At 68.3% G+C, this 22,151-nt stretch carries 29 protein-coding genes; all 29 read left to right on the top strand.

Features of this window, described 5'->3' with window-relative positions; translation table 11 throughout:
- The first annotated feature begins 144 nt into the window (after positions 1-144).
- A complete protein-coding gene (locus ACFFJD_RS06545; protein WP_382362357.1) occupies positions 145-852 on the top strand; it encodes a 3'-5' exonuclease in 708 nt (235 codons plus the stop codon).
- Positions 849-1,640, top strand: a complete 792-nt coding sequence (locus tag ACFFJD_RS06540; RefSeq protein ID WP_382362355.1) for a DUF6551 family protein — start codon at positions 849-851, stop codon at positions 1,638-1,640. Before ACFFJD_RS06545 ends, ACFFJD_RS06540 begins: the two co-directional genes overlap by 4 nt.
- A 13-nt stretch (positions 1,641-1,653) precedes the next feature.
- Positions 1,654-2,478, top strand: a complete 825-nt coding sequence (locus ACFFJD_RS06535) for a DUF433 domain-containing protein (RefSeq protein WP_382362353.1) — start codon at positions 1,654-1,656, stop codon at positions 2,476-2,478.
- Between the two features lie 130 nt (positions 2,479-2,608).
- Positions 2,609-2,992, top strand: coding sequence for an XkdD/Y8K6 family phage-associated protein (locus ACFFJD_RS06530; RefSeq protein ID WP_382362351.1), 384 nt, complete (start codon positions 2,609-2,611; stop codon positions 2,990-2,992).
- Between the two features lie 321 nt (positions 2,993-3,313).
- Positions 3,314-3,574 carry a hypothetical protein gene (locus ACFFJD_RS06525; protein WP_382362349.1) on the top strand — a complete coding sequence of 87 codons (261 nt, stop codon included), beginning with the start codon at positions 3,314-3,316 and terminating at the stop codon, positions 3,572-3,574.
- A 128-nt stretch (positions 3,575-3,702) separates the two neighbouring features.
- Entirely contained in the window at positions 3,703-4,980 is a 1,278-nt protein-coding gene (locus tag ACFFJD_RS06520) for an HNH endonuclease (RefSeq protein WP_382362347.1), read from the top strand.
- An 11-nt stretch (positions 4,981-4,991) separates the two neighbouring features.
- On the top strand, positions 4,992-5,177 hold the full coding sequence (locus ACFFJD_RS06515) for a hypothetical protein (protein WP_382362345.1): 186 nt from the start codon (positions 4,992-4,994) through the stop codon (positions 5,175-5,177).
- Positions 5,178-5,233: 56 nt separating this feature from the next.
- Positions 5,234-5,449, top strand: a complete 216-nt coding sequence (locus ACFFJD_RS06510) for a hypothetical protein (RefSeq protein WP_382362344.1) — start codon at positions 5,234-5,236, stop codon at positions 5,447-5,449.
- On the top strand, positions 5,446-5,619 hold the full coding sequence (locus tag ACFFJD_RS06505; protein WP_382362342.1) for a hypothetical protein: 174 nt from the start codon (positions 5,446-5,448) through the stop codon (positions 5,617-5,619). The genes ACFFJD_RS06510 and ACFFJD_RS06505 overlap by 4 nt, the downstream gene beginning before the upstream one ends.
- Positions 5,620-5,672: 53 nt before the next feature.
- The gene (locus ACFFJD_RS06500) at positions 5,673-6,392 is read left to right on the top strand and encodes a hypothetical protein (protein ID WP_382362340.1); all 720 of its coding nucleotides are present in this window, start codon (positions 5,673-5,675) and stop codon (positions 6,390-6,392) included.
- A 157-nt stretch (positions 6,393-6,549) separates the two neighbouring features.
- Positions 6,550-6,798, top strand: a complete 249-nt coding sequence (locus ACFFJD_RS06495; protein ID WP_382362338.1) for a helix-turn-helix domain-containing protein — start codon at positions 6,550-6,552, stop codon at positions 6,796-6,798.
- Positions 6,795-7,124, top strand: a complete 330-nt coding sequence (locus tag ACFFJD_RS06490; protein ID WP_382362336.1) for a hypothetical protein — start codon at positions 6,795-6,797, stop codon at positions 7,122-7,124. The genes ACFFJD_RS06495 and ACFFJD_RS06490 overlap by 4 nt, the downstream gene beginning before the upstream one ends.
- Before the next feature lie 131 nt (positions 7,125-7,255).
- Entirely contained in the window at positions 7,256-7,621 is a 366-nt protein-coding gene (locus ACFFJD_RS06485; protein WP_382362334.1) for a hypothetical protein, read from the top strand.
- On the top strand, positions 7,618-9,180 hold the full coding sequence (locus ACFFJD_RS06480) for a terminase large subunit domain-containing protein (protein WP_382362332.1): 1,563 nt from the start codon (positions 7,618-7,620) through the stop codon (positions 9,178-9,180). The genes ACFFJD_RS06485 and ACFFJD_RS06480 overlap by 4 nt, the downstream gene beginning before the upstream one ends.
- 70 nt (positions 9,181-9,250) lie before the next feature.
- Entirely contained in the window at positions 9,251-10,570 is a 1,320-nt protein-coding gene (locus tag ACFFJD_RS06475) for a phage portal protein family protein (protein WP_446685292.1), read from the top strand.
- On the top strand, positions 10,567-12,051 hold the full coding sequence (locus ACFFJD_RS06470) for a phage protease (protein WP_382362328.1): 1,485 nt from the start codon (positions 10,567-10,569) through the stop codon (positions 12,049-12,051). Before ACFFJD_RS06475 ends, ACFFJD_RS06470 begins: the two co-directional genes overlap by 4 nt.
- Before the next feature lie 2 nt (positions 12,052-12,053).
- Positions 12,054-12,428, top strand: coding sequence for a capsid cement protein (locus tag ACFFJD_RS06465; protein ID WP_382362326.1), 375 nt, complete (start codon positions 12,054-12,056; stop codon positions 12,426-12,428).
- Positions 12,429-12,441: 13 nt separating this feature from the next.
- Complete coding sequence (locus tag ACFFJD_RS06460; RefSeq protein ID WP_382362324.1) at positions 12,442-13,350, top strand: major capsid protein; 909 nt, start codon at positions 12,442-12,444, stop codon at positions 13,348-13,350.
- Positions 13,350-13,853: a hypothetical protein gene (locus tag ACFFJD_RS06455; RefSeq protein WP_382362322.1), complete on the top strand. Its 504-nt coding sequence runs from the start codon at positions 13,350-13,352 to the stop codon at positions 13,851-13,853. Before ACFFJD_RS06460 ends, ACFFJD_RS06455 begins: the two co-directional genes overlap by 1 nt.
- Positions 13,850-14,257, top strand: coding sequence for a hypothetical protein (locus ACFFJD_RS06450; RefSeq protein WP_382362320.1), 408 nt, complete (start codon positions 13,850-13,852; stop codon positions 14,255-14,257). The genes ACFFJD_RS06455 and ACFFJD_RS06450 overlap by 4 nt, the downstream gene beginning before the upstream one ends.
- Before the next feature lie 2 nt (positions 14,258-14,259).
- Complete coding sequence (locus ACFFJD_RS06445) at positions 14,260-14,580, top strand: hypothetical protein (protein ID WP_382362318.1); 321 nt, start codon at positions 14,260-14,262, stop codon at positions 14,578-14,580.
- Positions 14,580-14,852, top strand: a complete 273-nt coding sequence (locus ACFFJD_RS06440) for a hypothetical protein (RefSeq protein ID WP_382362316.1) — start codon at positions 14,580-14,582, stop codon at positions 14,850-14,852. Before ACFFJD_RS06445 ends, ACFFJD_RS06440 begins: the two co-directional genes overlap by 1 nt.
- Positions 14,849-15,253, top strand: coding sequence for a hypothetical protein (locus tag ACFFJD_RS06435; RefSeq protein ID WP_382362314.1), 405 nt, complete (start codon positions 14,849-14,851; stop codon positions 15,251-15,253). Before ACFFJD_RS06440 ends, ACFFJD_RS06435 begins: the two co-directional genes overlap by 4 nt.
- A 90-nt stretch (positions 15,254-15,343) precedes the next feature.
- On the top strand, positions 15,344-16,180 hold the full coding sequence (locus tag ACFFJD_RS06430) for a hypothetical protein (protein WP_382362313.1): 837 nt from the start codon (positions 15,344-15,346) through the stop codon (positions 16,178-16,180).
- Between the two features lie 175 nt (positions 16,181-16,355).
- Complete coding sequence (locus ACFFJD_RS06425; protein WP_382362311.1) at positions 16,356-16,652, top strand: hypothetical protein; 297 nt, start codon at positions 16,356-16,358, stop codon at positions 16,650-16,652.
- On the top strand, positions 16,649-16,957 hold the full coding sequence (locus tag ACFFJD_RS06420; protein WP_382362309.1) for a hypothetical protein: 309 nt from the start codon (positions 16,649-16,651) through the stop codon (positions 16,955-16,957). The genes ACFFJD_RS06425 and ACFFJD_RS06420 overlap by 4 nt, the downstream gene beginning before the upstream one ends.
- Positions 16,954-17,460 (top strand): hypothetical protein, encoded by a 507-nt coding sequence (locus tag ACFFJD_RS06415; protein ID WP_382362307.1) that lies wholly within the window; start codon positions 16,954-16,956, stop codon positions 17,458-17,460. Before ACFFJD_RS06420 ends, ACFFJD_RS06415 begins: the two co-directional genes overlap by 4 nt.
- Positions 17,461-17,501: 41 nt before the next feature.
- Positions 17,502-17,879: a hypothetical protein gene (locus tag ACFFJD_RS06410; protein WP_382362305.1), complete on the top strand. Its 378-nt coding sequence runs from the start codon at positions 17,502-17,504 to the stop codon at positions 17,877-17,879.
- A 19-nt stretch (positions 17,880-17,898) separates the two neighbouring features.
- The gene (locus tag ACFFJD_RS06405; protein WP_382362303.1) at positions 17,899-22,110 is read left to right on the top strand and encodes a phage tail tape measure protein; all 4,212 of its coding nucleotides are present in this window, start codon (positions 17,899-17,901) and stop codon (positions 22,108-22,110) included.
- Positions 22,111-22,151 lie beyond the last annotated feature (41 nt).

Below are 22,151 nucleotides of genomic sequence, written 5' to 3'. Positions count from 1 at the left end.
GAACTGAGGCGTGGCCCTGCCTCGAGAGTCAGCTCGTTTCCCTCCGCCGCGGTCGCCTCGCGGTCTCCGTCATCACCTTCGTCATCACGTTCGGCGTATTCCTCGCCGTGCTGGTGCTGACCCCCTAACCCGAAGGACCCCACGATGAAGCACCTCACAGACACCGACAACGCCCCAGCCAAGTTCGTGGTGATCGACGTCGAGACCTCCCGACTGACCGGCCCCGGCCGTCTCATGGTCGAAGCCGCGCTGCTGGTACTCGATGAGACTCTGACGGTCACCGAGCGACTGTCCTTCGTGCCGTACCACGACGTCGCCAGCATGGTGCTGGATGCAGATCCCGAAGCGCTCGCAGTGAACCGCTACTTCGAGCGCCGCCTGTTCTCGGACATTCTTCCCTCGGCCGAGAGCCTGGCCGTGGCGGAACGGCTGCGGTACGACGTCCTCGCCGGCGCCACCCTGGTCGGCGCGAATACGGCATTCGATCAGTCCGTGCTGTGGGACTGGTTGCGGAGCAATACCTGGCCGGCCACTCGCGGCACCGACTCCACCCCAGACAGCGACCCGGACCAGCCCCCATGGCACTTCCGACTGTGGGACGTACAGGCCGCTACCGCAGCCTTGCACGGTCTCGCCACACCACCATCGCTGTCCGAGTGTTGCGACCTGTGGGGCTTCGACCGCAACCCAGACCTCGCCCACACCGCGCTCGGAGACGCCGAGATCACCGCCCAGGTCTTCAAGCAGATCCGCGCCGCCGGCACGAAAGTGACGAACATCCACACCACGACGGAGGCACCACCCGTCGAACTGAAGCGTGCACGGTACGTCTTCGGAGCGAACCGACGATGACCACCGACACGTACGTGACCGCAGTACACGTGAACGAGATGTTCGCCGACCCGACCTATCAGCGCGAGTTGAACGAGAGCCGCGCAGTGTCGATGTCGAAGCGGTGGCAACCGCACCTCGTCGGCGTCCTCGACGTGTCCGATCGCGGCGAGACCGAGTGCCCGCGGTACGCCATCATCAACGGCCAGCACCGGTGGGCCGCAGCGTGCCACGTCGACGCCGACATGGCGCTCCCGGTCACCGTGCACTCCGGCCTCACCGTCGACGACGAGGCCCGCCTGTTCTGGGACATCGACCGCGAAACGAAGAAGCTGTCCACCTGGGACCGCTGGTACGCGCGCCGCGCCGCCGGCGACCCGATCGTCCGCCAGATCGACGCCGTCGCGCACCGATTCGGCTACGTCGTCAGCCACAATCCGCGCCCGCCGGCCGACAGCCAACTGACCGAGACCCTCCAGTGCTGCGCAGCCCTGGAATGGTCCGTGGAACGCTGCGACACCCGAACCCTGCACCTGGTGCTGGAGCTCATCGGCGACATCTGGCCGGGCGACCCCGAAGCCCGCAAGTCCGCCGTCATCCGGGGGCTGTCGCTGGTGCTCCACGACTACGCCGACGAGCTCGACACCGGGCGCCTCGCCGACGCGTTGTCGTCGATCACCCCCGCGCAGCTGCAAGCCCGCGCACACGAGCTGAAAAGCCGAGGGCACAAGGGCGGTATCCCTCACCTCGTCGCCCGCGCCGCCCTCATGGCGTACAACCGCCTCGGCAACCCGAAGATCCGACTCTGAACAGGACGCACTCATGACTGACCCGCACCGCTACGTCCCGATCGAACTCGACTCGGCCCAGGTCGCCCCAACGATCAACGGCGCCACCCTCGACCCCGTCGATGTCACCGCCAACGTGCTCCCTGGCGCCGATCCCGCCTGGGTGCACCTGAGCGTGCCCGTCCCGCAGCTCGGCGTCATCGAAGCCGTCGAGGTGTCGATCCCGCGCGCGACCCTCCTGAAAGGCGTCGCGGCGGCGACCGGCCCCGTCACCGACGAATGGCGTGTTCCGGCCGACCAGCTCGACGCGGCGCACGCCGAGATCGCGTCGCTGCGCGCCGATGTCGAGCGACTCGAGGCTGCCGCCACCGGTGAGCCGGAGCCGATGTCGGCGGCAGCCCTGCAAGCGGTCGCGCAGACGCTATCCCTGCTCATCGAGGAGCGCTCGCCGAGCTGGTACGGCGACAGGGCGTACACGCTGATGGTCGCGCGGGCGTTTGTCCGGGCCCGCATTCGTTCCGCGGACGATGCCGCGGGCCGCGTCGATCCCCGTCGTGAGACCGAGCGTGCGGACGCGGCCGAGGTGGCGTGGCAGGACACGGCCACCGAGCTCGCCGAGGTGCGTGCTGAACGCGAGGAGCTGGCCGCGACGGTCGCCCGTGTCGAAGCCCTGGCCGTCTGGACCGACCCGGAGCGCATGGGCGATATTCCGTGCGTGCGGGGCACTCGCGTGCCGGTCGATCAGGTCCGCGACCTGCTGGCGACCTGTACCGACAGCGAGATTGTGTGGCACTACCCGACTTGTCGGATCAGTGCGGTCGCGATCATCCGCGCGCTCACCGAGGAGACTGCGGCATGAGGCGACACCGGCATGACTTCGGGTTCTGGTTGCAGTTCAGGAACTCCATGCGCCAGTACCGCACCTGCGAGACCTGCGGGCGTTTGCAGATCCGCGGCCCGAAGCGGTGGTGGATGTGAGGAGTGGCGACGTGACCGAACGCGCCCGCGATCTGCTCGACGGCATCACCCCCGGACCGTGGATCTACAGCGACATCATCGGCACCGACCACAACGTGACCGTTGCCGCGTGGGACCTCGCTCGCTGCACCGAGGCGGGTGAGCGGACGCCCGACGAAGCCGAGGCCAACGCAACCTTCATCGCTGCTGCCCCCGTGCTGGTGGCCGATCTGGTGGCCGAAGTCGAGAAACTGCGGTCGGGGAAAGCGGTCGAGGAACTGATCGGGCAAGTCCTCGGCGCCGAGGCCGAAGCGGATGCCGCTGCCGCCGCCATCGAGCGGGTGCGGGCGCTGGACTGCGGGTGCCCGTGCTGCTGCGCGACGGTCCGCGCTCTCGACTGGGAGGTGGGCCAGTGAGCGCCCGCAGGGAGGTACATGCGGACATTCGGCGGTGGGCGCGGTCAGTGTCAGCCACGCACGCCACGATCGCTGGTGCTGGCACCGAGAAGCGATTGTCCATCCAATCGTGCCTGGACCGAATCGATAAGGCCTACGTGTCAACGGCCGGTTTCACGACCCTCGTCCAGAACAGCGAGATCCGGGTCCGGGACAGCACGGGGCACACCGTGGCGATTGTGCATTCGCCGCAGGTGCGGATGGCTGTGGGCACGCTCCCGGACGGGAAGAGCGAATACGCCTACCGGCCAGCGGTCGTCAACCCTTCCGAGCAGGTGCCCAGTGGCTGAGTTCGCGGCGCGCGGGGCGGGGCGGATCTACTTCGACCAGCCCGAGTGTGACGCGATGGTGCCGGTTGCGCAGCAGATCGTCGGCGCTGTCCGAGACGGTGACGCCGGCCCCATGCTGGACCTGCTGGCACAGGCCGCACAGGTCGGCGGCGTCCAGTGGCGGTTCGTGCTGATCGTCACGCTCGCCGCCATGGTGCCCGATGATCTACCGCCGCGCCGGCTACTGGCGTGGATGGATCGAGACCCACTGTGACCGGACCATCGCGGGCCCGCGCGCCGCCCAACGTCCGTCCTGATCCGTTCTGATCGTTTTGTTCTGTTCCTCGTGAGGAGTCCTCTGTGCCCTGGGCCCGGTTCGGTGACACATCTGCGTTTCACCCCGTGTTGCTCAACGTTGCCGAGCTGCCAGAGTTCGACGACCGCCTCATGAACGAGACCTTCGGCTTCCTGGTCAGGTGCGCGACGCAAGCCGCTGCGCACCTGACCGACTACGTGGTCACCCGCGGCACTGCGATCCAGGTCGCCGGGATTACGCGCATCGACGCCTTGCTGGCGTCGTCGATCTTCGCCGGACTGATGACCGAGGTCGTGCTCGATGACGGCGGATACGCCTACAAGATCATCGACACCGACGCCGAGTTCATTCACCTCCGGCTGAAGACGGAAGTCGAGTGGGAACGCCAGCAGCGCGAGGACTCGAACCGTCCCTCGCTCACCGTTCCCGTCCGCATCCGCGATGGCGACGCCTGCCGCTGGTGCGGGAACATCGTGAACTGGAACAACGATCGCCGGTCCGGGCGGGCCGGCACCTATGATCACCTGATTCCCGGGGAAGCTGCGCGAATCGACACCTTCGTCGTGTGCTGCAAGACCTGCAACTCGTCGCGGAAGCGGAACGAGTTCCCCAAGGGCATCACCGAGATCATGCCGCCGCCCGAGGAGCCGCTGTACTCGGTCTACACCGTCCGGTGGCTGACCGAGAACCGGTGGCGCCAAGACAACGGGTACCAAGTGCCCGTCGCCACGGCGCCCGAGGCTCTCGACAAGATCGCCCGCTCCGTCACCCCACGGCGACAGAGCACCGACTCTCGACACCCCGCAGCCAGCGGGGATCTACCGGGCCAGGCTGCAGCTGAGAGCGCGCCGCCGGTATCTGGGAACGCAGCCGCAGGCGCGACCCAGGAGAGCGCATCTCGATACCCCGCAGCCAGCGGGGATCTACCGGGCCAGGCTGCAGCTGAGAGCGCGCCGCCGGTATCTGGGAACGCAGCCGCAGGCGCGACCCAGGAGAACACGGAGTCAGCAGCCGAAGGCGCGACCCCGACCGGCCAGGCAGCCGTAGGCGCCAGCCGAAGCGATCACGTGGACCGGACCGGAGGTCCCGCGGCGTCCGCCGCGGCCCCTCCGGCGGAACGACCGCCCCCACCAGTCACACCCGCCCCAATCGCCTCGCCCGCACCGATCAACAGGCGATCAAGCAGAAATCAGCCTGATCCAGCAGATCGGCAGGGTACGGAATCTGTCCGTCCGGGTCGGGGCGGGTCGGGACGGGCCGGGCCGGGACGGGTCGGTAGCCCAGATCATTCACCTCCCAGGCCGAACTCTCATCGCCGTCGTCGTGGCCGCCGGGGCCGTGGTGGTGGAACTCAACCGCACTGAAAGGTCTCTCTGTGGACTACAAGATCCAGATCAAGAAGCTCCCTCGTCTGTACATGTCGGCTGGCCGGCAGTGGGAAGTCTCCTGCGTCGGCATCTACGCCAGCCCGGTCCGGCAGCTGCTGGCCGTGCGCGTCGTGGCGACGTGGCCGGAGGCGATCGACGTGGCGCGCTCGTGGGTGAAGGCAGGCATGGCATGACCGCGCGGGCGTCCACGGCCTTTTGCGGGTCGTGCGGAGCGGAGATCGTCTGGTGTGTGGACGCCAAGACCAACAGGCTCGCGCCGGTCGATGCTGACGCGAGCGAGTACGGCAACGTCTCGATCCACGTCGATCCGGTGTCGCGCGAGCCCCAACAGGTGGTGCTGGGGAAGGCGAAGGCGGCGGCCATGCGCGCGGCCGGGCAGCCGCTGTACCTGAGTCACTTCGCGTCGTGCCCGCACGCTTACCGCTGGCGCAAGGACTACCGATGAAGGGGCTCTCGGACAAGGACAACGCCACGAACGCGTGGGCGATCTACAGGGCGTTCACCGCGGTTGGTTTCTCGAAGGCCGAAGCGATCGAGCTGACGAAGGTGATGGTCAGTGCCGCGCTGATATCAGCCGAGGTGTGCTGCTGCTGCGCTGAGAGCGTCGCGAGGTGAGCGAGTCTATGGAGTGGTCGACGGACGTGCCCGCGTGGTGGCCACGCCGACGGATGACCGGCCCAAAGTTGCATCATCTGCTGCTCGACCTCGCCGAGGACTGGAAGGTTCTGCGCGGCACGCTCCCACAGCCGCTGTCGTCCAATGCCGGCCGCCGCGCGGGTGGGCGCCGCGAGTTCGGCCACCCGGCCGAGTGGGCGTCCGACCATGCCGCGCAGATCGTCGACTGCGTGCTGGCCCTGCACGACATGGTCGCCGAGTACCGCGGCGAGACTGCACCGGCACCGATGATCCTCGACGGCCGTCGGCAGCGTCAGGAGTCGGCGGTGCTCCGCGAGTCCCTGACCTACCTCGTGCCGCGCACCGACTGGCTGTGCACGCAGGGCCGCTGGGTACCGCTCGACGAGGTGCCGCCACCGTGGGCGGTGCTGTGGCAGTGGCGCGTCGACGATGAAGCGCTCGACGAGCTCCGGTCCCTGCACCACCGGATCCGCCTCGGCCTCGGTCACGGCCGACGCCGGACCGTACTGCCCATGCCGTGCCCAGCGCCGGACTGCGGACTCCTGACGCTCGAGCGGGTCCCGGGCATGTACGGCGCCGGCGACTTCATCGTGTGCGGTGCCTGCGACTACCGGACCTCCGAAGCCGAGTACGGCTTCCTGGCGCGTGTCCTGGCCGACATCGTGACCGACGAGCAGATGGAGGCCGCGACGGGCGCGGCCGGAGACACCCGCAAGACGAAGCAGCAGCCGGCAAGGAGGGGCTTCCGATGATCGGCGCGGGGCAGGTGGGGGTGCCGACACGCAGGTCCAGGGGGGGTGCCGCTGGGGTGGGTGATACATGTATCATGGGGCGCAGCGGTAGAGCTGTGCCCGAACCTCCTTCCCCTCGCTGGTGTAGGAGGTTCCTTGCGTTTCGGGGGTGGTGCAGATGACCGCGCCGCCGGTGCCCGATGGTGTGGACTCACTCCTCACGGAGTCTCAAGCTGCCGAGGTCGCCCGCGTCTCACGCACCACGGTCCGCGCGTGGGTCAACCGCGGCTACCTCGACCGATCCGGGGTGCGCCGCAACCTCCAACCGGCGGGGCTGACTGATCGCGGACACAAGCTGTACCGAATGATCGACGTGGCGAAGGCCGAAGCTGCCACGCGAGCACGCGCTGGACGGATCCACTGGTGACATCGACGACCGCTCGCCAGCTCGGCTGGAAGCACCAGCAAGAGACCGAACGACTCAAGGCAAACCACGTCGACGGTGCACCGTGCTGGTGGTGCGGCCGGCCGATGTTCCTCGCTCCGGAGAAGAATCCGGACGGGAAGCCGCTCTCCGGTGACCATTCGCTGCCGCGAGCGCGTGGCGGGACGACGACAGACCGGCTTCTGCACGCGATCTGCAACTCAGAACGCGGCGATGGCAGCCGAGATGATCAGCGGCCTGCCCTCGGCGGCCGAGATCGGCAGGAAACGGGTCCGCTCGGCGTCCGTCGCCTGCCTTGGCCCTTCTGACCTGCGGTAATGCCCCTACCACCGGAAATATCTGGGGGTAGGCCCCCTGACGGCCCCGCGGTTAGTCAGGATTTTTTGTGTACAGATGCGCAGTTCGGTGCGCCACCCGGTCTCGGGCGGGAGGTGGCGACATGGACGAAGAATCTGCACCGGTCGAGCTGGACTTCGACGAGCTGGAGCCGAACTCCGAGACGCTGTACCTCGATCTGGTCGGCGGTTCGCAGTCCGAGGCGATCCGCGTGCTCGCGGTGGAGGCCGTGCGCGTGTGGAACCGCTGCTGCCGGCTCGATCGGGTCATCGCAGGCGACGCGGAGACGTGGATGGTCCTCACCGAGGACCGCGACGGTGCGCTCACGGTGAAGATCGCTGGTGTGCTGGCTGAGGCGCGCTCGCAGGCGGCGGCGTTCCGCGGATTGGTCTCCGACATTCGGGCACTGGCGCCGGCGACGCCGTCGGGAGACGGAAAGGCCGACGTACTCGAAGGCATCGCCTCGTGACTGCACCGGTTCTTGACCGCGCGCCGGCCGCGCTCACTGGCCGGCAAGAACCACACCACCTGCTCCAGGCCGAACCGGTCCCGGAGTGGGAGCGCCGCGGTGCCGCTGCGGTGACGTTGTCGAATCGGATTGCCGGCGACAAGCCGCTTTTTCCGTGGCAGGCCGACGAGATGCGCGGCATCCTGCGCTGGGACCCGGTCTCGGGGTTGTGGCTGCACTCGACGTGCGTGCTCATCATCCCGCGCCAGAACGGCAAGTCCGAGGTGCTGCTCTACCGCTGCGTCTACGGGCTGTTCGTGTTGAACGAAACGATCGTGTTCTCGGTGCAGCGGTGGAAGACCGGCCGCGTGATCGCACAGCGGCTGATCAAGATGATCGAAGCGATTCCGTCACTGCGCTCGAAGCTTAAGAAGAAGCCGACGATGTCGCAGGGCATGGCCGAGATCCAGCTGCGCAGCGGAGCGTCGATCACGTTCATCACCCGATCGCCGGACTCCGGCACCGGTCTCGACGCCGTCGACCTCCTGATCTACGACGAGGCGTACAACCTCACCGAGGGTGATACCTCGGCGTTGGACCCGACGATCATGGCGTCGGACAATCCGCAGACGATCTACACCAGCTCGGCGGTGAACGCCGACATCCACACCAACGGGCTCGTGCTGACGGCCCTGCGGGAGGACGCCCTGGCGGCGACCTCCCCGAACGGTCTGTACTTCGCCGAGCACATGGCGCCGCCCGAGATGGACCGCGACGAACCGGAGACCTGGCGCTACGCCAACCCGTCGTTCGGGATCATCCAGACCGACGCGAAGATGCGGGACGCGCTGCGCAAGCAGAAGACCGAGCGGTCCCGACGGATCTTCGACGTGAACTTCCTCGGCCGGGGCGTCTGGCCCAAGCTGGTCGATACCGGCGAAGCGCTGTACGCCGACGAGGTACTCGAAGCGGCGAAGGCCCCGAACGATCTGCACCTTCGGGGTTCGGTGGCCATCTCCATCGACCGGTCGTACGTCGGCCGCGACTGGGCGATTGTCGCGGCCACGTTCGCCGACGACGGCGCACCGTACCTCGAGGTCGGGTTCGTGGGTAAGGCTACGAACGCGGCCATGGTGAGGAAGGTCAAGGCACTCGTCGACCTGTGGGACCCGATCATCATCATCGACCGCAAGTCCGCCGCGGCGCCGCTGATCGCGCTCCTCAAGGCGGAGGACATCGTGCCCGAGGTGACCGGGGCCGACAAGATGGCCGTCGCCTGTCAGGGCATCGAAGCCGACTTGCTCGACGCACAGATGTACCTCGCCGACCAGCCCGCGATCATCGACGCCTTCGGATCGGCGACCAAGCGGCTCATGCCGCAGGGCGACTGGGCATGGAACCGCGCCGAGGGCGGCGCGTCGATCGCGCCGCTGGTGGCGATGACGATGGCCCGCTGGGGCCTGATCGAGTTCGGCATCGACACCGGCGGCGCACTGCCGGCGCTCGACGCCGCGACAGGTGAGCAGTGGCCACAGGATTTCGATTTCGACGACTTCGACGCAATGGCGGCGGGGTTCTGACGACGGTGAGGAGGTAGCTGTGGCGGGACTCGGTTCAACGCTGGCACCAGCGCCGTCGGAGGGCTCGGCAATGCCTGCTGACCCGACCGTCGAGACGGGATACGTCAACAGCGGCGGCACAGACTTCGACTCCAACGAGCGGATCCCGGAGCTGCGGTGGCCGGCGTCGATCGCGCTGTTCGCGCGGATGGCTGACGAGGACGGTCGAGTCACGTCGCTGCTGGAGGCGATCAAGCTTCCGATCCTGCGGACGCCGTGGCGCATCGACCCGGCCGGTGCGGACCCTGCGGTCGTCGACTTCATCGCCGCGAACCTCGGGCTACCCGTCGTGGGAGCCAGCGATGAAGCCGACGACCGCGATACCGCGACCGCGATGCCGCGTGGCCGGCGGCGACAGGGGCGGTTCTCCTGGCGCACGCACCTCGCCGAGGTACTGACGATGCTCGAGTTCGGGCACGCCTACTTCGAGCAGGTGTACCGCTACGATCCGGAGGCCAGGCAGTTCTGGCTCCGGAAGCTGGCGCCGCGCCCGCAGGCGACGATCTCGAAGATCAACGTCGCGCGCGACGGAGGACTGGAGTCCATCGAGCAGGCACCGCCCGGCTGGAACGGCCTGGCACCATCCGCGCTGGCCGAGGTGAAGATCCCCGTGTCGCGGCTGGTCGCCTACGTGCGGCACGGCGGATCGGGGAACTGGATCGGGAAGAGCCTGCTGCGCCCGGTCCACAAGAACTGGCTGCTGAAGGATGACATCCTGCGTGTGCAGGCGACAGCCATCCGCCGCGGCGGCGCAGGTATCCCCGTGGTCACCTGCGCCAAGGACGACGACAAGCAAGTCGAGCGCGCCCAGCAGCTCGCCTCGAATATGCGTGCCGGCAACTTCGCGGGCCTCGGCTTACCTCCGGGGTGGAAAGCGGAACTGATCGGCGTGCAGGGCAACCTGCCCGACCCTCAGCGCGCTATCGAATCGCATGACCGCGCGATCGCGTTGGCCGGCCTCGCGCACTTCCTCAACCTTGACGGCCGCGGCGGAAGCTACGCCTTGGCCAGCGTGCAGGCCGATACGTTCGTTCAGGCGCTGCAGGCCGTCGCCGAACAGATCGCCGAGATCTCGACCGAGCACATCGTCTACGACCTCGTCGATCTGAACTTCGGTACAGACGTCGCCGCCCCACGCATCGTTTTCGACGAGATCGGCACCCGCCAGGACGCCACCGCTGCGGCGCTGAAGATGCTCGTCGACTCAGGCCTGCTCGTCCCCGACCCGGGCACCGAGCACGCGATCCGCCAGAACCTCGGCCTGCCGTCCGCCGCCGGCGCCGACGCCGGCGACGACACCGCGGACTCGGCCCCGGCAGTCACCGTGCCATCGGTAGGAGCAGCGTCGTGACCGATGTCGTGGTGCCGGCACCGCCCCCGCTGTCCCGTCTGGGCCAGGTCGAGCTCATGCACACCGGCACCTGGTCGGCATCGACTGGTGTCCACACGTTCACCACCGGCGACCTCGCGAACGCTGTCACCGCGCTGGACTGCCCCGCGGTACACCGCCCCACCCTCAAGCTCGGACACACCGACCCGAGGTTCGACGGCGAACCCGCAGTCGGCTACATCGACAACCTCGGACTGCTCGACGACGGCCACACGCTCGTCGGCGACTACGTCGGCATGCCGGGCTGGCTCGGCCCGATCATCGCCTCCGCGTACCCGCAGCGCTCGATTGAAGGGCAGTGGTCTTACCGCTGCGCGCTCGGGCACACACACGACTTCGTGCTGACTGCGGTCGCACTGCTCGGTGTGTCGCACCCGGCGATCGGCACCCTGCAGTCGCTGCAGGACGTCGCCCAGCTGTACGGCGTCGACGTCGCCGCAACCACAGGAGCTGACGCGACACCGTTCGTCATCATGATGGAAGGAACCCTCATGCCACAGCCGCTCTCGGTGACCGCTACGGTCTCGACCGAAGATGTGCGCCGCGCCTACTACGACGATGCGCCCTGGTCCTACTGGATCGAAGAGTTCTCCCTGGACCCGATGCAGCTGATCGTCATCGACGACGACTCCGGTGATCGCCTGCGGGTGCCGGTGATCATCGGCGACGGAGACGGCGCCGACGGTGTCACCTTCGGCGAGCCGGTGAAGGTCGCCATCCGCTACGACGACGTCGCACCGACCGACGATCCCGCCCAAGCCGAGCAGGTTGCGGCGTCGGCTCCCATTCTTCGGTACGCCTCGCGCGCCGAGTCCCGCCACGGCCAGTCGGCCGCGGCGGCCGAACCCGCCGCAGGCGGGAATACCAACGAAGGAGGTTCGGGCGTGGAAATCACGAACGAACAGCTGGCCGCCCTGCGTACCGCGCTCGGCCTGGCAGACGATGCCGACCTGGAGGCGATCATCGCGGCGGTCACCGTCCTGGCCGACGGGCTCACCCAGATCCGTGAAGCGGTCAGCCTCGGCGACGAAGCCGACGTGGCCGCCGTCATCAAGGCAGTGGCCAGCCTCGCCGCCGCGGTCCCGACCGGAGAGCAGGCGGCCGCTCGTGCAGCTGCAGCAGACTCCGTGGTGCAGGTCGACAAGAGCGCTTTCGCGCAGCTGCAGCGCGACGCCGCAGCGGGCCGCGAAGCTCGCGATCAGCAGGTCCGAGAGTCGCGCGAACGGACCGTCGACAATGCTGTCGCGTCCGGGCGCATCCCGCCCGCGCGCCGCGAGCACTACATGAACCTGATGTCGATGGACGAGCAGGGCACCTCCGCCATGCTGGCGTCCATCCCCGAGGGCACCGTTGCGCCGACGGTAGAGCTCGGACACTCCGTCACTCATGAGGATGGCGGCGACCTGGGCTGGTTCAACACCGCCCCGACGAAGGAGGCCTGACCATGGCGAACGAAGTGAACGGAATCTACGAACCCGGCCAAGACGTGTCCGGCCGCTGCTCGGTCGCCGTCACCGGCAAGCGGTTCGTGAAGATCTCCGGCAACCGCGCGTCCGGCAACGTGGCCATCGCGCCCGCCGACGCCGCAGCGAAGGCGTTCGGCGTCGCCGGCCGCGACGCCGCGGTCGGTGAGGTCGTGCGCGTGCTGCGCGGCAACTCGCGCGTCGTCGAGGTCCGCGCCGGTGGCGACATCGCCGCGTTCGCCGACGTCGAGATCGGCGCCGCCGGCGTCGCGGTCACCAAGACGAGCGGCGTGGCCGTCGGCTACGCCGTGACCGCCGCAACCAACGGCGGCGACGCCGAGATCAGCCTGTACTGAAAGGGACATCACCATGACTTCTCCTGCCCCGGTCTCGTACCCGCTGGGTGCGCCGACCATCTCCGGCAATCAGCTCACCGTCGACACCGCTCTCAAGCAGCCCGGCCGAATCACCAAGCGCCTGGCCGACCTGACCCTGCAGAGCTTCATCGTCGACAAGATCTTCGCGTCCTCGGGTGCTTCGGTGGCCTCCGGCGCAGTGATCTACGACCAGCTCAAGCAGAACGAGCTCTACCTGTCGCGTGACGTCGAGGAACGCGCACCCGGCGCCGAGTACCCCGTCGTCGGCAGCGACCGGTCGGCACCGCAGGTCGCCAAGTCCGAGGACTGGGGCGGTAAGTTCTGGGTCTCCGACGAGGCCGTGCGCCGCAACGACAAGGTCCACTTCGACAACCAGGTCACCCAGCTGGCCAACACCATCGTCCGCAAGGTCAACACCCGCGCTGTGGCGACCCTGGAGGCCGCGCTCGCCGCCGTCGGTGGTGCCGCGATCGTGCCGGGTAACGACTGGTCGAACGTGACGCTGTCGGGCACCGCACCGACGCCGAACAACGAGCGCCCGTTCGCGGACTTCGCGGCCGTCCAGCTCGCCGCCGACCGCGAAGAGCTCGGTGTCACCTACGACCTGTGGCTGGTCAACCCGCAGGAGCTCCACAACCTGCGCGTGGCCTACGGCGTCGAGCTGGCGGCGATCCTCGCCGACGCTGGCCTGGAGATCTTCCCGTCGAACCGGATCACCGCGGGCACCGCGTACGCCGTCGCCCGGGCACAGGTCGGCTTCCTGGACTACGAGCAGGGCCTGGCCACCGAGACCTGGCGCGAGCAGAAGACCAAGCGCAACTGGGTGCAGTCCTCGGTCCTGCCGATCATGGGCGTGACGAACCCGTATTCCATCAAGAAGCTGACCGGGCTGGCCGGATAATGGCCAAGCGCACACTCGGCGTCGCCACGTGGGAGTACCGGGACAAGGACAAGAAGCGCCGCCGCGCCTACTTCGGTGACGAGATCGACGTCTCGGCCGCCGAAATTCGACGCGGCGACGCTGCAGGAGTCTGGGCCGAACCCGAGCGCCGCTCGGGCCGGGCCCCCGCGAAGTCCGCCGCCGACGCTGACGCCACCACTGCGGCGGGCGCCGCCGACGACGCGGACATTCTCGCTGGCCTCGACGGCTCCGAGTCCAGCGATGAGTCCGACGAGGATGGCGGTGAGACGGCGGACGCCGGAGCAGATGCCGCCGACGATCAGCCGACGGAGTCCGCGACTGAGCCGGTCTCCGAAGACGCCGCGCAGGAAGGCCCGCTGGAGCGTCCCAAGAACTCGGCGCCGGTCGCCGCCTGGGTCGAGTACGCCGTCTCGCACGGCATGGATCGCGCCGACGCCGAGGCCTCCTCGCGCGCCGACCTGATCAAGGCGGACCTTCCGTGACCAGCGGGCAGCCTGTGCCGCAGGCCTTCCTCACCGTGGAACGGCTGAGGCAACTGTGGCCTGGGCTGCCCGCAGCGGCGGAGGTCGGTGCCGAACAGCTACTCGAATCCGCCGGCCGCAAGATTCGCGAGGAGTGGCTCGAGGCCAAGGGCTCGGCCATCGCCGACGACGAACCGGCCGCGATCACGGCATCGGTGTCGATGGTGCGCGCAGCGATTTCCACGGCACCGTACGCCGGACACACCTCGTATGCCCGTGCTGACGGTCCGCGCAGCAAGTCCGGCACGCTGCTGGTCCCGGGCGGCGAACTGGAACTGACCGACTTCCAGCGCGAACAGCTCGGCATTCCGACCTCAGCGCTGGCGGCCGGGTTCTTCGACGACTGCTCGGATCCGAGGTACTGACGGTGCTCGGCAACGAGACGATCAGAATCCTCGCCCAGACGGTGCGCAACGCTGACGGGACGGTCACTGTGCACGACGTCGATGTCGATGTAGCCGGCTGCTGGGTGGGTCCGCTGACCACGGAGGAACGCCGGGCGCGCGGCGTCGACGGCGACGACACGGTCCTGCGGGTCGGGCTGCCCATCACGAGCGGCTTGGGCCGCGACGCCACCCTGGTGGTGCGCGGCAAACGGTATCGCGTGCTCGGCGAACCGGAACCGTACATCGACGAAGACCCCGAGCTGAACGGCTACGACATCACCGTCTACCGGAAGCTCGGCTGATGGCGCGCCCGAAATTTCGGCGCAGCCACAAGGGCATCGGGGAGATCCTCAAGTCGCCCGAGTTCGCGGCGCAGATGACCACCATGGCCGAGCAGATCGCCGCCGAAACAGATGTCCCGGACGGCGTGGACGTGCTCGTCGAGGCGTACACCACCGACCGTGGCGCCGCGGCGGTCATCATCGCCGACCCAGCCGGGATGGAGCTGCAGGCCACCGATGGCGTCCTGACTCGCGCTGCGGCCCGTGTGGGCCTGGAAGTGAAGGCGAAGTGAGCCGGCCATCATCTCCCGTCGAGCCGGTCGACGTTGTCACCCCGGTTCGGGACTGGCTGCGAGCACGGCTCGGCGAGAAGTTCCCCGATGTGCGCGTCGAGTTGGAGCTCCCGGCGGACTGGGAGTTCGGTGATCCACCCGTTCTGGCGATCGCCGACGACGGCGGCCCGCTCGACCAGTGGCCGGTCTGCACCCGGCCGACGCTGCGCCTGACGTCGTACACCACCGGCCGCGACACCGCGATCATCCGCCGCGCACTCGGCCTGCTGCTGTGCTCCGACGTGCCGCCGCTGGCGTCGGTGCTTCCGGGGACTGCGGTGATCGAAGCCCGCGATTCCCGCACCGGCGCCGACCTGGCGTCGGTCACCGTCCGCACCCGCGTGCGGACCGCCGCGATCTGACGCGGACCTAAAACCACCACCCCTCTCGGGTGGCTTACCGCACTGCAATTTCCGTACATCACACAACCCTTGGAGAGGGGTGAATCACCCATGGCCGGTGATCCGAACAACGTCAAGATCTGGGCTGAAGCGGATGTGTACATCGTGCTCCCGTCCGACATTCCGGTGGGGCAGACGATCCTGGACCTGCTGCCCGCAACGATCACCGCAGCGCTGGGCCCGCTGTGGCGGCCTGCGGGGCTGCTCAACGGTGACTCCGGTTTCGAGGAGTCCGTCGAGTGGGACAAGACCGAGCACACCGCGTGGGGCTACGGCGTGATCAAGCTCGGGTTCAAGAACTTCAAGATGGAACGAAAGTTCACCACCCTGGAGGAGAATCCGACGGTCGCGTACCTGCGGTCGAAGAACGACACCGCCGACCGGGTGCGGGTGTCCAAGCCCGCCGACGTCTACCTGTGCTTCGAGAAGCGCACCGACGACGGCGAGAAGCACCGCCTGTTCTCGCTCATGCCGTCGACCACCGAGTACGGCGGGCGCACCGAGAACGAGTCGGATCTGCCGGAGATCGAGTTCACGTCGACGATCGTGCCGAACGCCGACAAGGAACTGTTCGCCGTCCAGTCCACGCAGTCGCGTCTCGACGGCGCGTACGACCTCGACCTGACGATCGAGGGCGCGCCGACCGGTGGCACGTTCAAGGTGAAGGTCAACGGCGACGAGACCGGGCCGCTTGCCGCCGACTCGGACGGGCCCGCGGTGAAGGCGGCGATGGAGTCGCTGGCCACCGTGACCGGCACGGTCACCGTCACCGGCACCGCGGGCGGCCCCTTCCGGATCCGCTACACCGGGCAGGGCCCGATCGTGGCCGGCGACAACTCCCTCACCGGCGGCACCTCGCCGAAGATCTCGGTCAGCTACCACGCCTGACCGGCTATGACGCCCCCCGGCCGGGTTCTTGTGCGGTGCCCGGCCGGGGCGGCTCTCCGCTCCACGAGCAGAGATGAGGCACACCGGTGATCTGCTCTCTCGCCGGATGGCTGCACGACCTCATCCTCGCCGCCGCCGATCTGCGGCACCGCACCCACAACCGTCAGGACCGATGATGAGCCGCACACACATCACCATGGCCGACCATCCCGAGGCCTACCTCGCGCTCACCGCGCTCCTCCACGACCACGAGGACCTGCGGTACGGATCGACTGTCCGCGTCCCGGAGGGCCGCGGCTGGATCGTGCAGTCGTCGCTGCACCCGCCGTTCTTCGAATGCGAGGTGTGGGCGCTCGACGCCGACGGCGACCTGCTCCGCGACCCCGCCAACCCCGACGACCTCGTGGTGGAGTCGAGCCTGCGGCGCATTCCGCTGCCCGCCGACTTCCCGCTGCCGGTGGCGCCGCGATGAGCCGCACGGTCCCCAGCGAACAGGAACTGCGTGCCGCCGCCGCCGAACTGGGCATCGCGGACGCCGACGGCAACTATCCACGCGACAAGCGCGCCCAGCTCGCCGCCGCAGTGCAGTCCGCCCGCACCGAGGTGCGCGAGACGCGCGCCGCGCACGTCGAGCGCGCGCAGTTCGTCGCCGAAGTAGCGCTCCTCGAGAAGCAGCTCCTCGAGGCCGGCGTGAAAGAACAGACCACCGCTGGAGTTGTTGCCGCCATGAGTGCGGCGCTCTGGCGGGGAACACGGAAGGAAACCGCACAGAAATGAAGAAGTCCACCCACGACCTCGACCACTACGCGCCGACGATCGACATCAGCGACTACGACGACGGCGACGACTACGACGGCGACGACTACGACGATCCGGACGGCCAGGACGACCGCGAGGACCACACCGACCGGCTCCCGTCCGGGAACCGCGCGCAGCGGCGCGCTGCGGACAAGCGCAGTCGGCAGCAGGCCACGAAGCGCCGGATGGCCGATGAGTCGACGCCACTGGAACGCGAAGTCGAGGGCGTCGAGCTGGTGGGGGTGCAGTTCGACGGCGAGACCTATTGGTGCCCAGCCGATCCTCTCGACTGGCCCGCGCGGGCGATCAAGGCTTTCGAGGACCAGAAGGCGCTGACGTGCCTGCAGTATCTCCTCCAGCGCGACGAGGACGACCGCAGCGGGTACCAGACCCTCATGGAGAAGGACTACACGCTGCGCCAGATCAACGAGCTCTTCCACAAGCTCGGTGCCGCCGGCGGATTCGAGCGCTCGGGAAACTGAGGGGCCTCCTGGCTCTGCTCAAGTCGGATCGGGCGGACCTGGTGGAGGCCGACCTCGAACGGTTCTATCACCGAGATCTCGGTGACCTGTGGCGGTTCGATTCGCACGGGCGGCGCCTGCTGACGCTTCGGCAGGTGTACGTCCGGATCAAGGGCCTGCCGCCGGAGAGCTTGCTGGCCATGGAAGCGAACAAGGGGCGCCGCCCGTGGGGTGCGGTCGAGTTCCTCCTCGCCGACCTGTGGGAGCTCACCGCGAACCGTGGCCTGAAAAAGGGGCGCAAGCCCGCCCGCCATCCGGCCCGCCCGGTCTCGTCGAAGGCGAAGTCGCCCGAAGCCCGCCAGCGCCACGACACCGCGATGCGCAAGCACCGCCGCCAGTTCCAACGCCACTACGCCGCGCTCGGCGTCGGCGCTCACTGACCCCGAGAGGAGTTCCCCTTTGTCGACGATCGGATACGCGACCCTCCAGGTCATTCCGTCGATCCAGAACGTCACCGGCGAGGTCGGCAAGGGCCTGTCGGGGATGGACGCGTTGGGGCGCAAGGCCGGCGTCACCCTGGGAGAGGGCATCGCGTCGGGCGTGGAGTCGTCGAAGGCGCGCGTGCAGAAGGCGACCGATCAGGTCGCCAAGGCCCGCGACAAGGAAGCCGACGCCGCCGGCAAGGTGCGTGTCGCGGAAGCGCAGCTCAACGCGCTCCGCGACAAGGGCATCACCGACGCCGGACGGCTGGCGGCGGCGGAGGAGAAGCAGGCGAAGGCCAAGCGGGACCTGGCTGCGACGTCGAAGTCGACGGAGTCGGCCGTGGAGTCGCTGGCCGCCGCTGAGCGTGACCTGGCTGAGGCCAGCGACCAGGCTGGGCAGGCGATGAAGGGCGCGAACGATTCGGCGTTGCTTTCGTCCGAGGGGTTCAAGAAGTTCGGGCTGGCTGTCGGCGCGGGCGTGATCGCCGCGGGCGCTGGCCTGTACAAGATAGGCGAGGTCTTCGACGACGTCGCCGACACGATCCGGATCGGCACCGGTGCCACCGGTGCCAACCTGGATGCGCTCACCGATGTGGCCAAGCGCGTCGGCACGCAGGTGCCGGCGGAGTTCGGTGCGATCGGCCAGTCCGTCGCGGACCTCAACACCAGGTTGGGCCTGACCGGCCCGGAGCTCGAGCAGGTGTCGGCTCAGGTGATGGAGCTGGCCAACATCGGTGATCCGGTGGACATCAACGCACTTTCGGGCGCGATGAGTGCGTTCAGTGTCGAGTCGTCGCAGACATCGGAGACACTCGATCAACTGTTCCGGGTCTCGCAGGCCACTGGTGTGCCCGTCGGGAAGCTCGCCGAGACTGCGATGAAGGGCGCCCCGGCGCTCAAGCAGTTCGGGTTCGACGCCGCGGGCTCGGCCGGTCTGATCGGTTCCCTGGACAAGGCCGGCCTGGACGCCGACAAGATGCTCGCCGCGATGACCCGCTCGCTGGGCTCGTTCTCCAAGGAAGCGGGCAAACCCGCAAAGGAGGCGCTGTACGGCGCCGTGCAGGAGATCGGGAAGTTCACTGCCGCTGGCAATGACGCCGCCGCGATCGACATGGCCGGGAAGCTGTTCGGCACGCGCGGCGCCGCCCAGTTCGTCGACGCCGTCAAGCAAGGCAAGTTCAGCGTCGACGACTTCGTGTCGGCGACCGGTGCGGGATCGGACACGATCCGGGGTGCCGCCGAAGAGACCCGCGACTTCGCCGATAACTGGGATCTTCTCAGGAACCGCAGCATGGCGGCGTTGGAGCCGGTCGCGTCCCGCCTCTTCGGGATCATCGGCACCGGCATGGGGTTCATCGCCGACACCGCGGTCCCCGCGCTGGAATCGATGGCCAACTGGATGGGCCGCAATGAGCCGATCATGATCGCGGTCGCCGGTGTCCTCGGCGCTCTCCTCATCCCCGCCATCATCAACTCCGGCACCCAGGCCACTATCGCTGGCGCCAAGACAGTAGCCGCGTGGATCGCGACGGGCATGCGCGCGATGTGGTCCGCCGGCGTACAGGTCGCTCAGGCGGCGCTGGTCGTCGCCTCGTGGATCGCGAAGGGCGTCGCTGCGGCCGCGCAAGGCGCAATCGTCGCCGGCGCCTGGGTCGCGACCCAAGCGAAGGCGATCTGGTCGGCCGCAATCCAGGTGGCTCAGGGTGCGCTCGTGATCGGTTCGTGGGTCGCGCAGAGTCTGGCCGCAGGCCTGGAAGCGGCGAAGGTGGTGGCCGCGTGGGTTGCCACCCAAGCGAAGGCCGCGTGGTCTGCGGGTATCCACGTTGCCCAGGGCGCGTTGGTCGTCGGGTCGTGGATCGCGATGGGCGCGGGAGCAGTTGCTCAGAGCGCTGTCGTGGCTGCGGCGTGGGTAGCGTCGGTCGCGCGCGCAGGAGTCGCGACCGCGGCGACGGTGGCGTACGCCGTCGCGCAGGGCACGGTGACTGCCGCGACCGGACTGTGGACTGCGGCACAGTGGCTCCTCAACAGCGCATTCTTGGCGAACCCGTTGACCTGGATCGTCGTCGGAATCATGGCGCTTATCGCCGCCGTGGTCTTGATCGCTACCAAGACCACCTGGTTCCAGACCCTGTGGAACGCAGTCTGGAATGGCATCAAGACCGTCGCCAACGTCGTGTGGACCGCGATCAAGGGCTACTTCATGTTCTGGATCGGCCTCTATAAGAAGGTCGGCGAAGGCGCGATGTGGCTGTGGAATAACGCGATCGTGCCAGCGTGGAACGGTATCAAGGCGGCGTTCCAGATTGCCGCCGACTTCATCGGCGGAGTGGTCGAGTCGATCAAGCAGTTCTTCCAAGGCGTCGCCGACAAGGCGGGTCAGGTCAAGGACTGGATTGTCGAAAAGTGGGACGCGTTGGTCGGGTTCTTCACCTCGCTGCCCGGCCGGGTCACGTCGGCGCTCGGCAGCTTGTGGGATGGGCTCAAGGACGGCTTCAAGGGCGCCCTGAACTGGATCATCGACGCCTGGAACAACTTCAAGATCGAGATCAAGCTGCCGTCGATTCTTGGCGGTAAGCAGATCACGATCGACACCCCGAACTTACCGCGCCTGGCGACCGGTGGCGCTGTCCGCGGTCCCGGCACCGGCACCTCCGACGACGTCCTCATGTGGGGCTCCAACGGCGAGCACATGTGGACCGCGCGCGAGGTCGCGGCGGCCGGCGGCCACGGCGGCGTGCAGCAGCTACGTGCCGCAGCCCTGGCCGGTGACCTCCCCGCGTACGCGACCGGTGGCCCGATCGGCGGCGAACCGTACGGGCTACCAGCTGGCGGATCCAGCGACTTCCCGCAGTGGGTCCGCGACCTCGAATCGGAGTACGGCGTCACTGCGTCGACCTATGCCGGCCACCAGGAGGGCGACCGGAACGAAGCCGGGTACGCGCCGAACCCGGAGGGCCTGAACCGCGGCATCGACTGGGGCGGTCCGGTCGATGCTATGCAGCGGTTCGCCCAGTTCGCGCTCAGCGCGGCACCAGACTCCGAGGGCCTGGAGCAGATCATCTGGCAGAACCCGCAAACTGGGGAGAAGATCGGGTGGGCAGGACGCTCGGACGTGTCCTCCAGCGGCTACTACGCCAGCGACTACGGCGGTCACCAGGACCACGTGCACACTCGGCAGGCGACCGCATGGCCGACGAAGCCAGCACCCGACGTGGCCCCAACACCGGAAGCTCCAGTCGCCCCCGCAGACCCGACCTCGCCGACGGAATCCCCGAGCACGACGCAGCCGGCGCGCATGAAGAGCTTCCGCGAGCTGGGCCAGGACGTCGGCGGGATCATGGCCGACGGGCTCGCCGAAACCCTCGGGCTGCCGTCGTGGATCACCGATCCGGGCAACGCCGTCGGCGTCGATGACGGATCGAACGTGCGCACCAGCGGCACCGATGAACCGACGCCGACGCCCGGCATCACGCCGGACCCGGCGCCCGTAGCGCCAGCCGCCACATCGACGCGTCCTGACGGGTGGGAGGGCTACTCCTACGACATCACCAAGGCCGCACAGGACCTCGGTCTGCCCAAGCGGGCCGCGATCATCGGGAACGGCACCGCACTGGTCGAGAGCGGCGACCCGATGAAGATGTGGGCCAACAACGCCGTGCCGGAATCGTTGTCCTTCCCGCATGACGCGGTCGGTTCCGATCACGACTCGGTCGGCCTCTTCCAGCAGCGCGACAACGGCGCGTGGGGGACGATCGAAGAACGGATGTCGCCGTCGGGGTCTGCGAAGTTGTTCTACAACGCGCTCGGCAACGTCCCCGGCTGGGAGCAGATGGACATGGGCGCGGCCGCGCAGGCCGTCCAGCGTTCGGCGTTCCCCGACCGGTATGCGGCGATGATGCCGCGCGCGGAGGAGCTGGTCGACGAGGCTGCGCTGTTCGATACCGGCGGTGTGTGGGAGCCGGGCACGTGGGGCTACAACGGGCTCCGCGAACCGGAGATGGTGCTGCGCGCCGATCACTGGTCGTCGGTGGATGACCAGACCGCCGCGGTCCGCGACCTCGTGTCCGCCGGGCGCTCCGGGAATACCACCAACATCAACGTGCAGGGCCTGACCGCAGGCGACATCGTTGCCGAGTTCGCGCGTCACCAGTGGCGCGGCGCCGGCGGCTACGGATCGAGAGGCCGATAGATGGACCTGCCGCCGCGGCGAGTGGAGTGGCACGGCGTCAA

Source organism: Gordonia phosphorivorans (assembly GCF_042432625.1).
Taxonomy (GTDB): domain Bacteria; phylum Actinomycetota; class Actinomycetes; order Mycobacteriales; family Mycobacteriaceae; genus Gordonia; species Gordonia phosphorivorans.
Note: the sequence above shows the minus strand (reverse complement) of the source record. Positions and strands in the feature narration are given on the sequence as shown.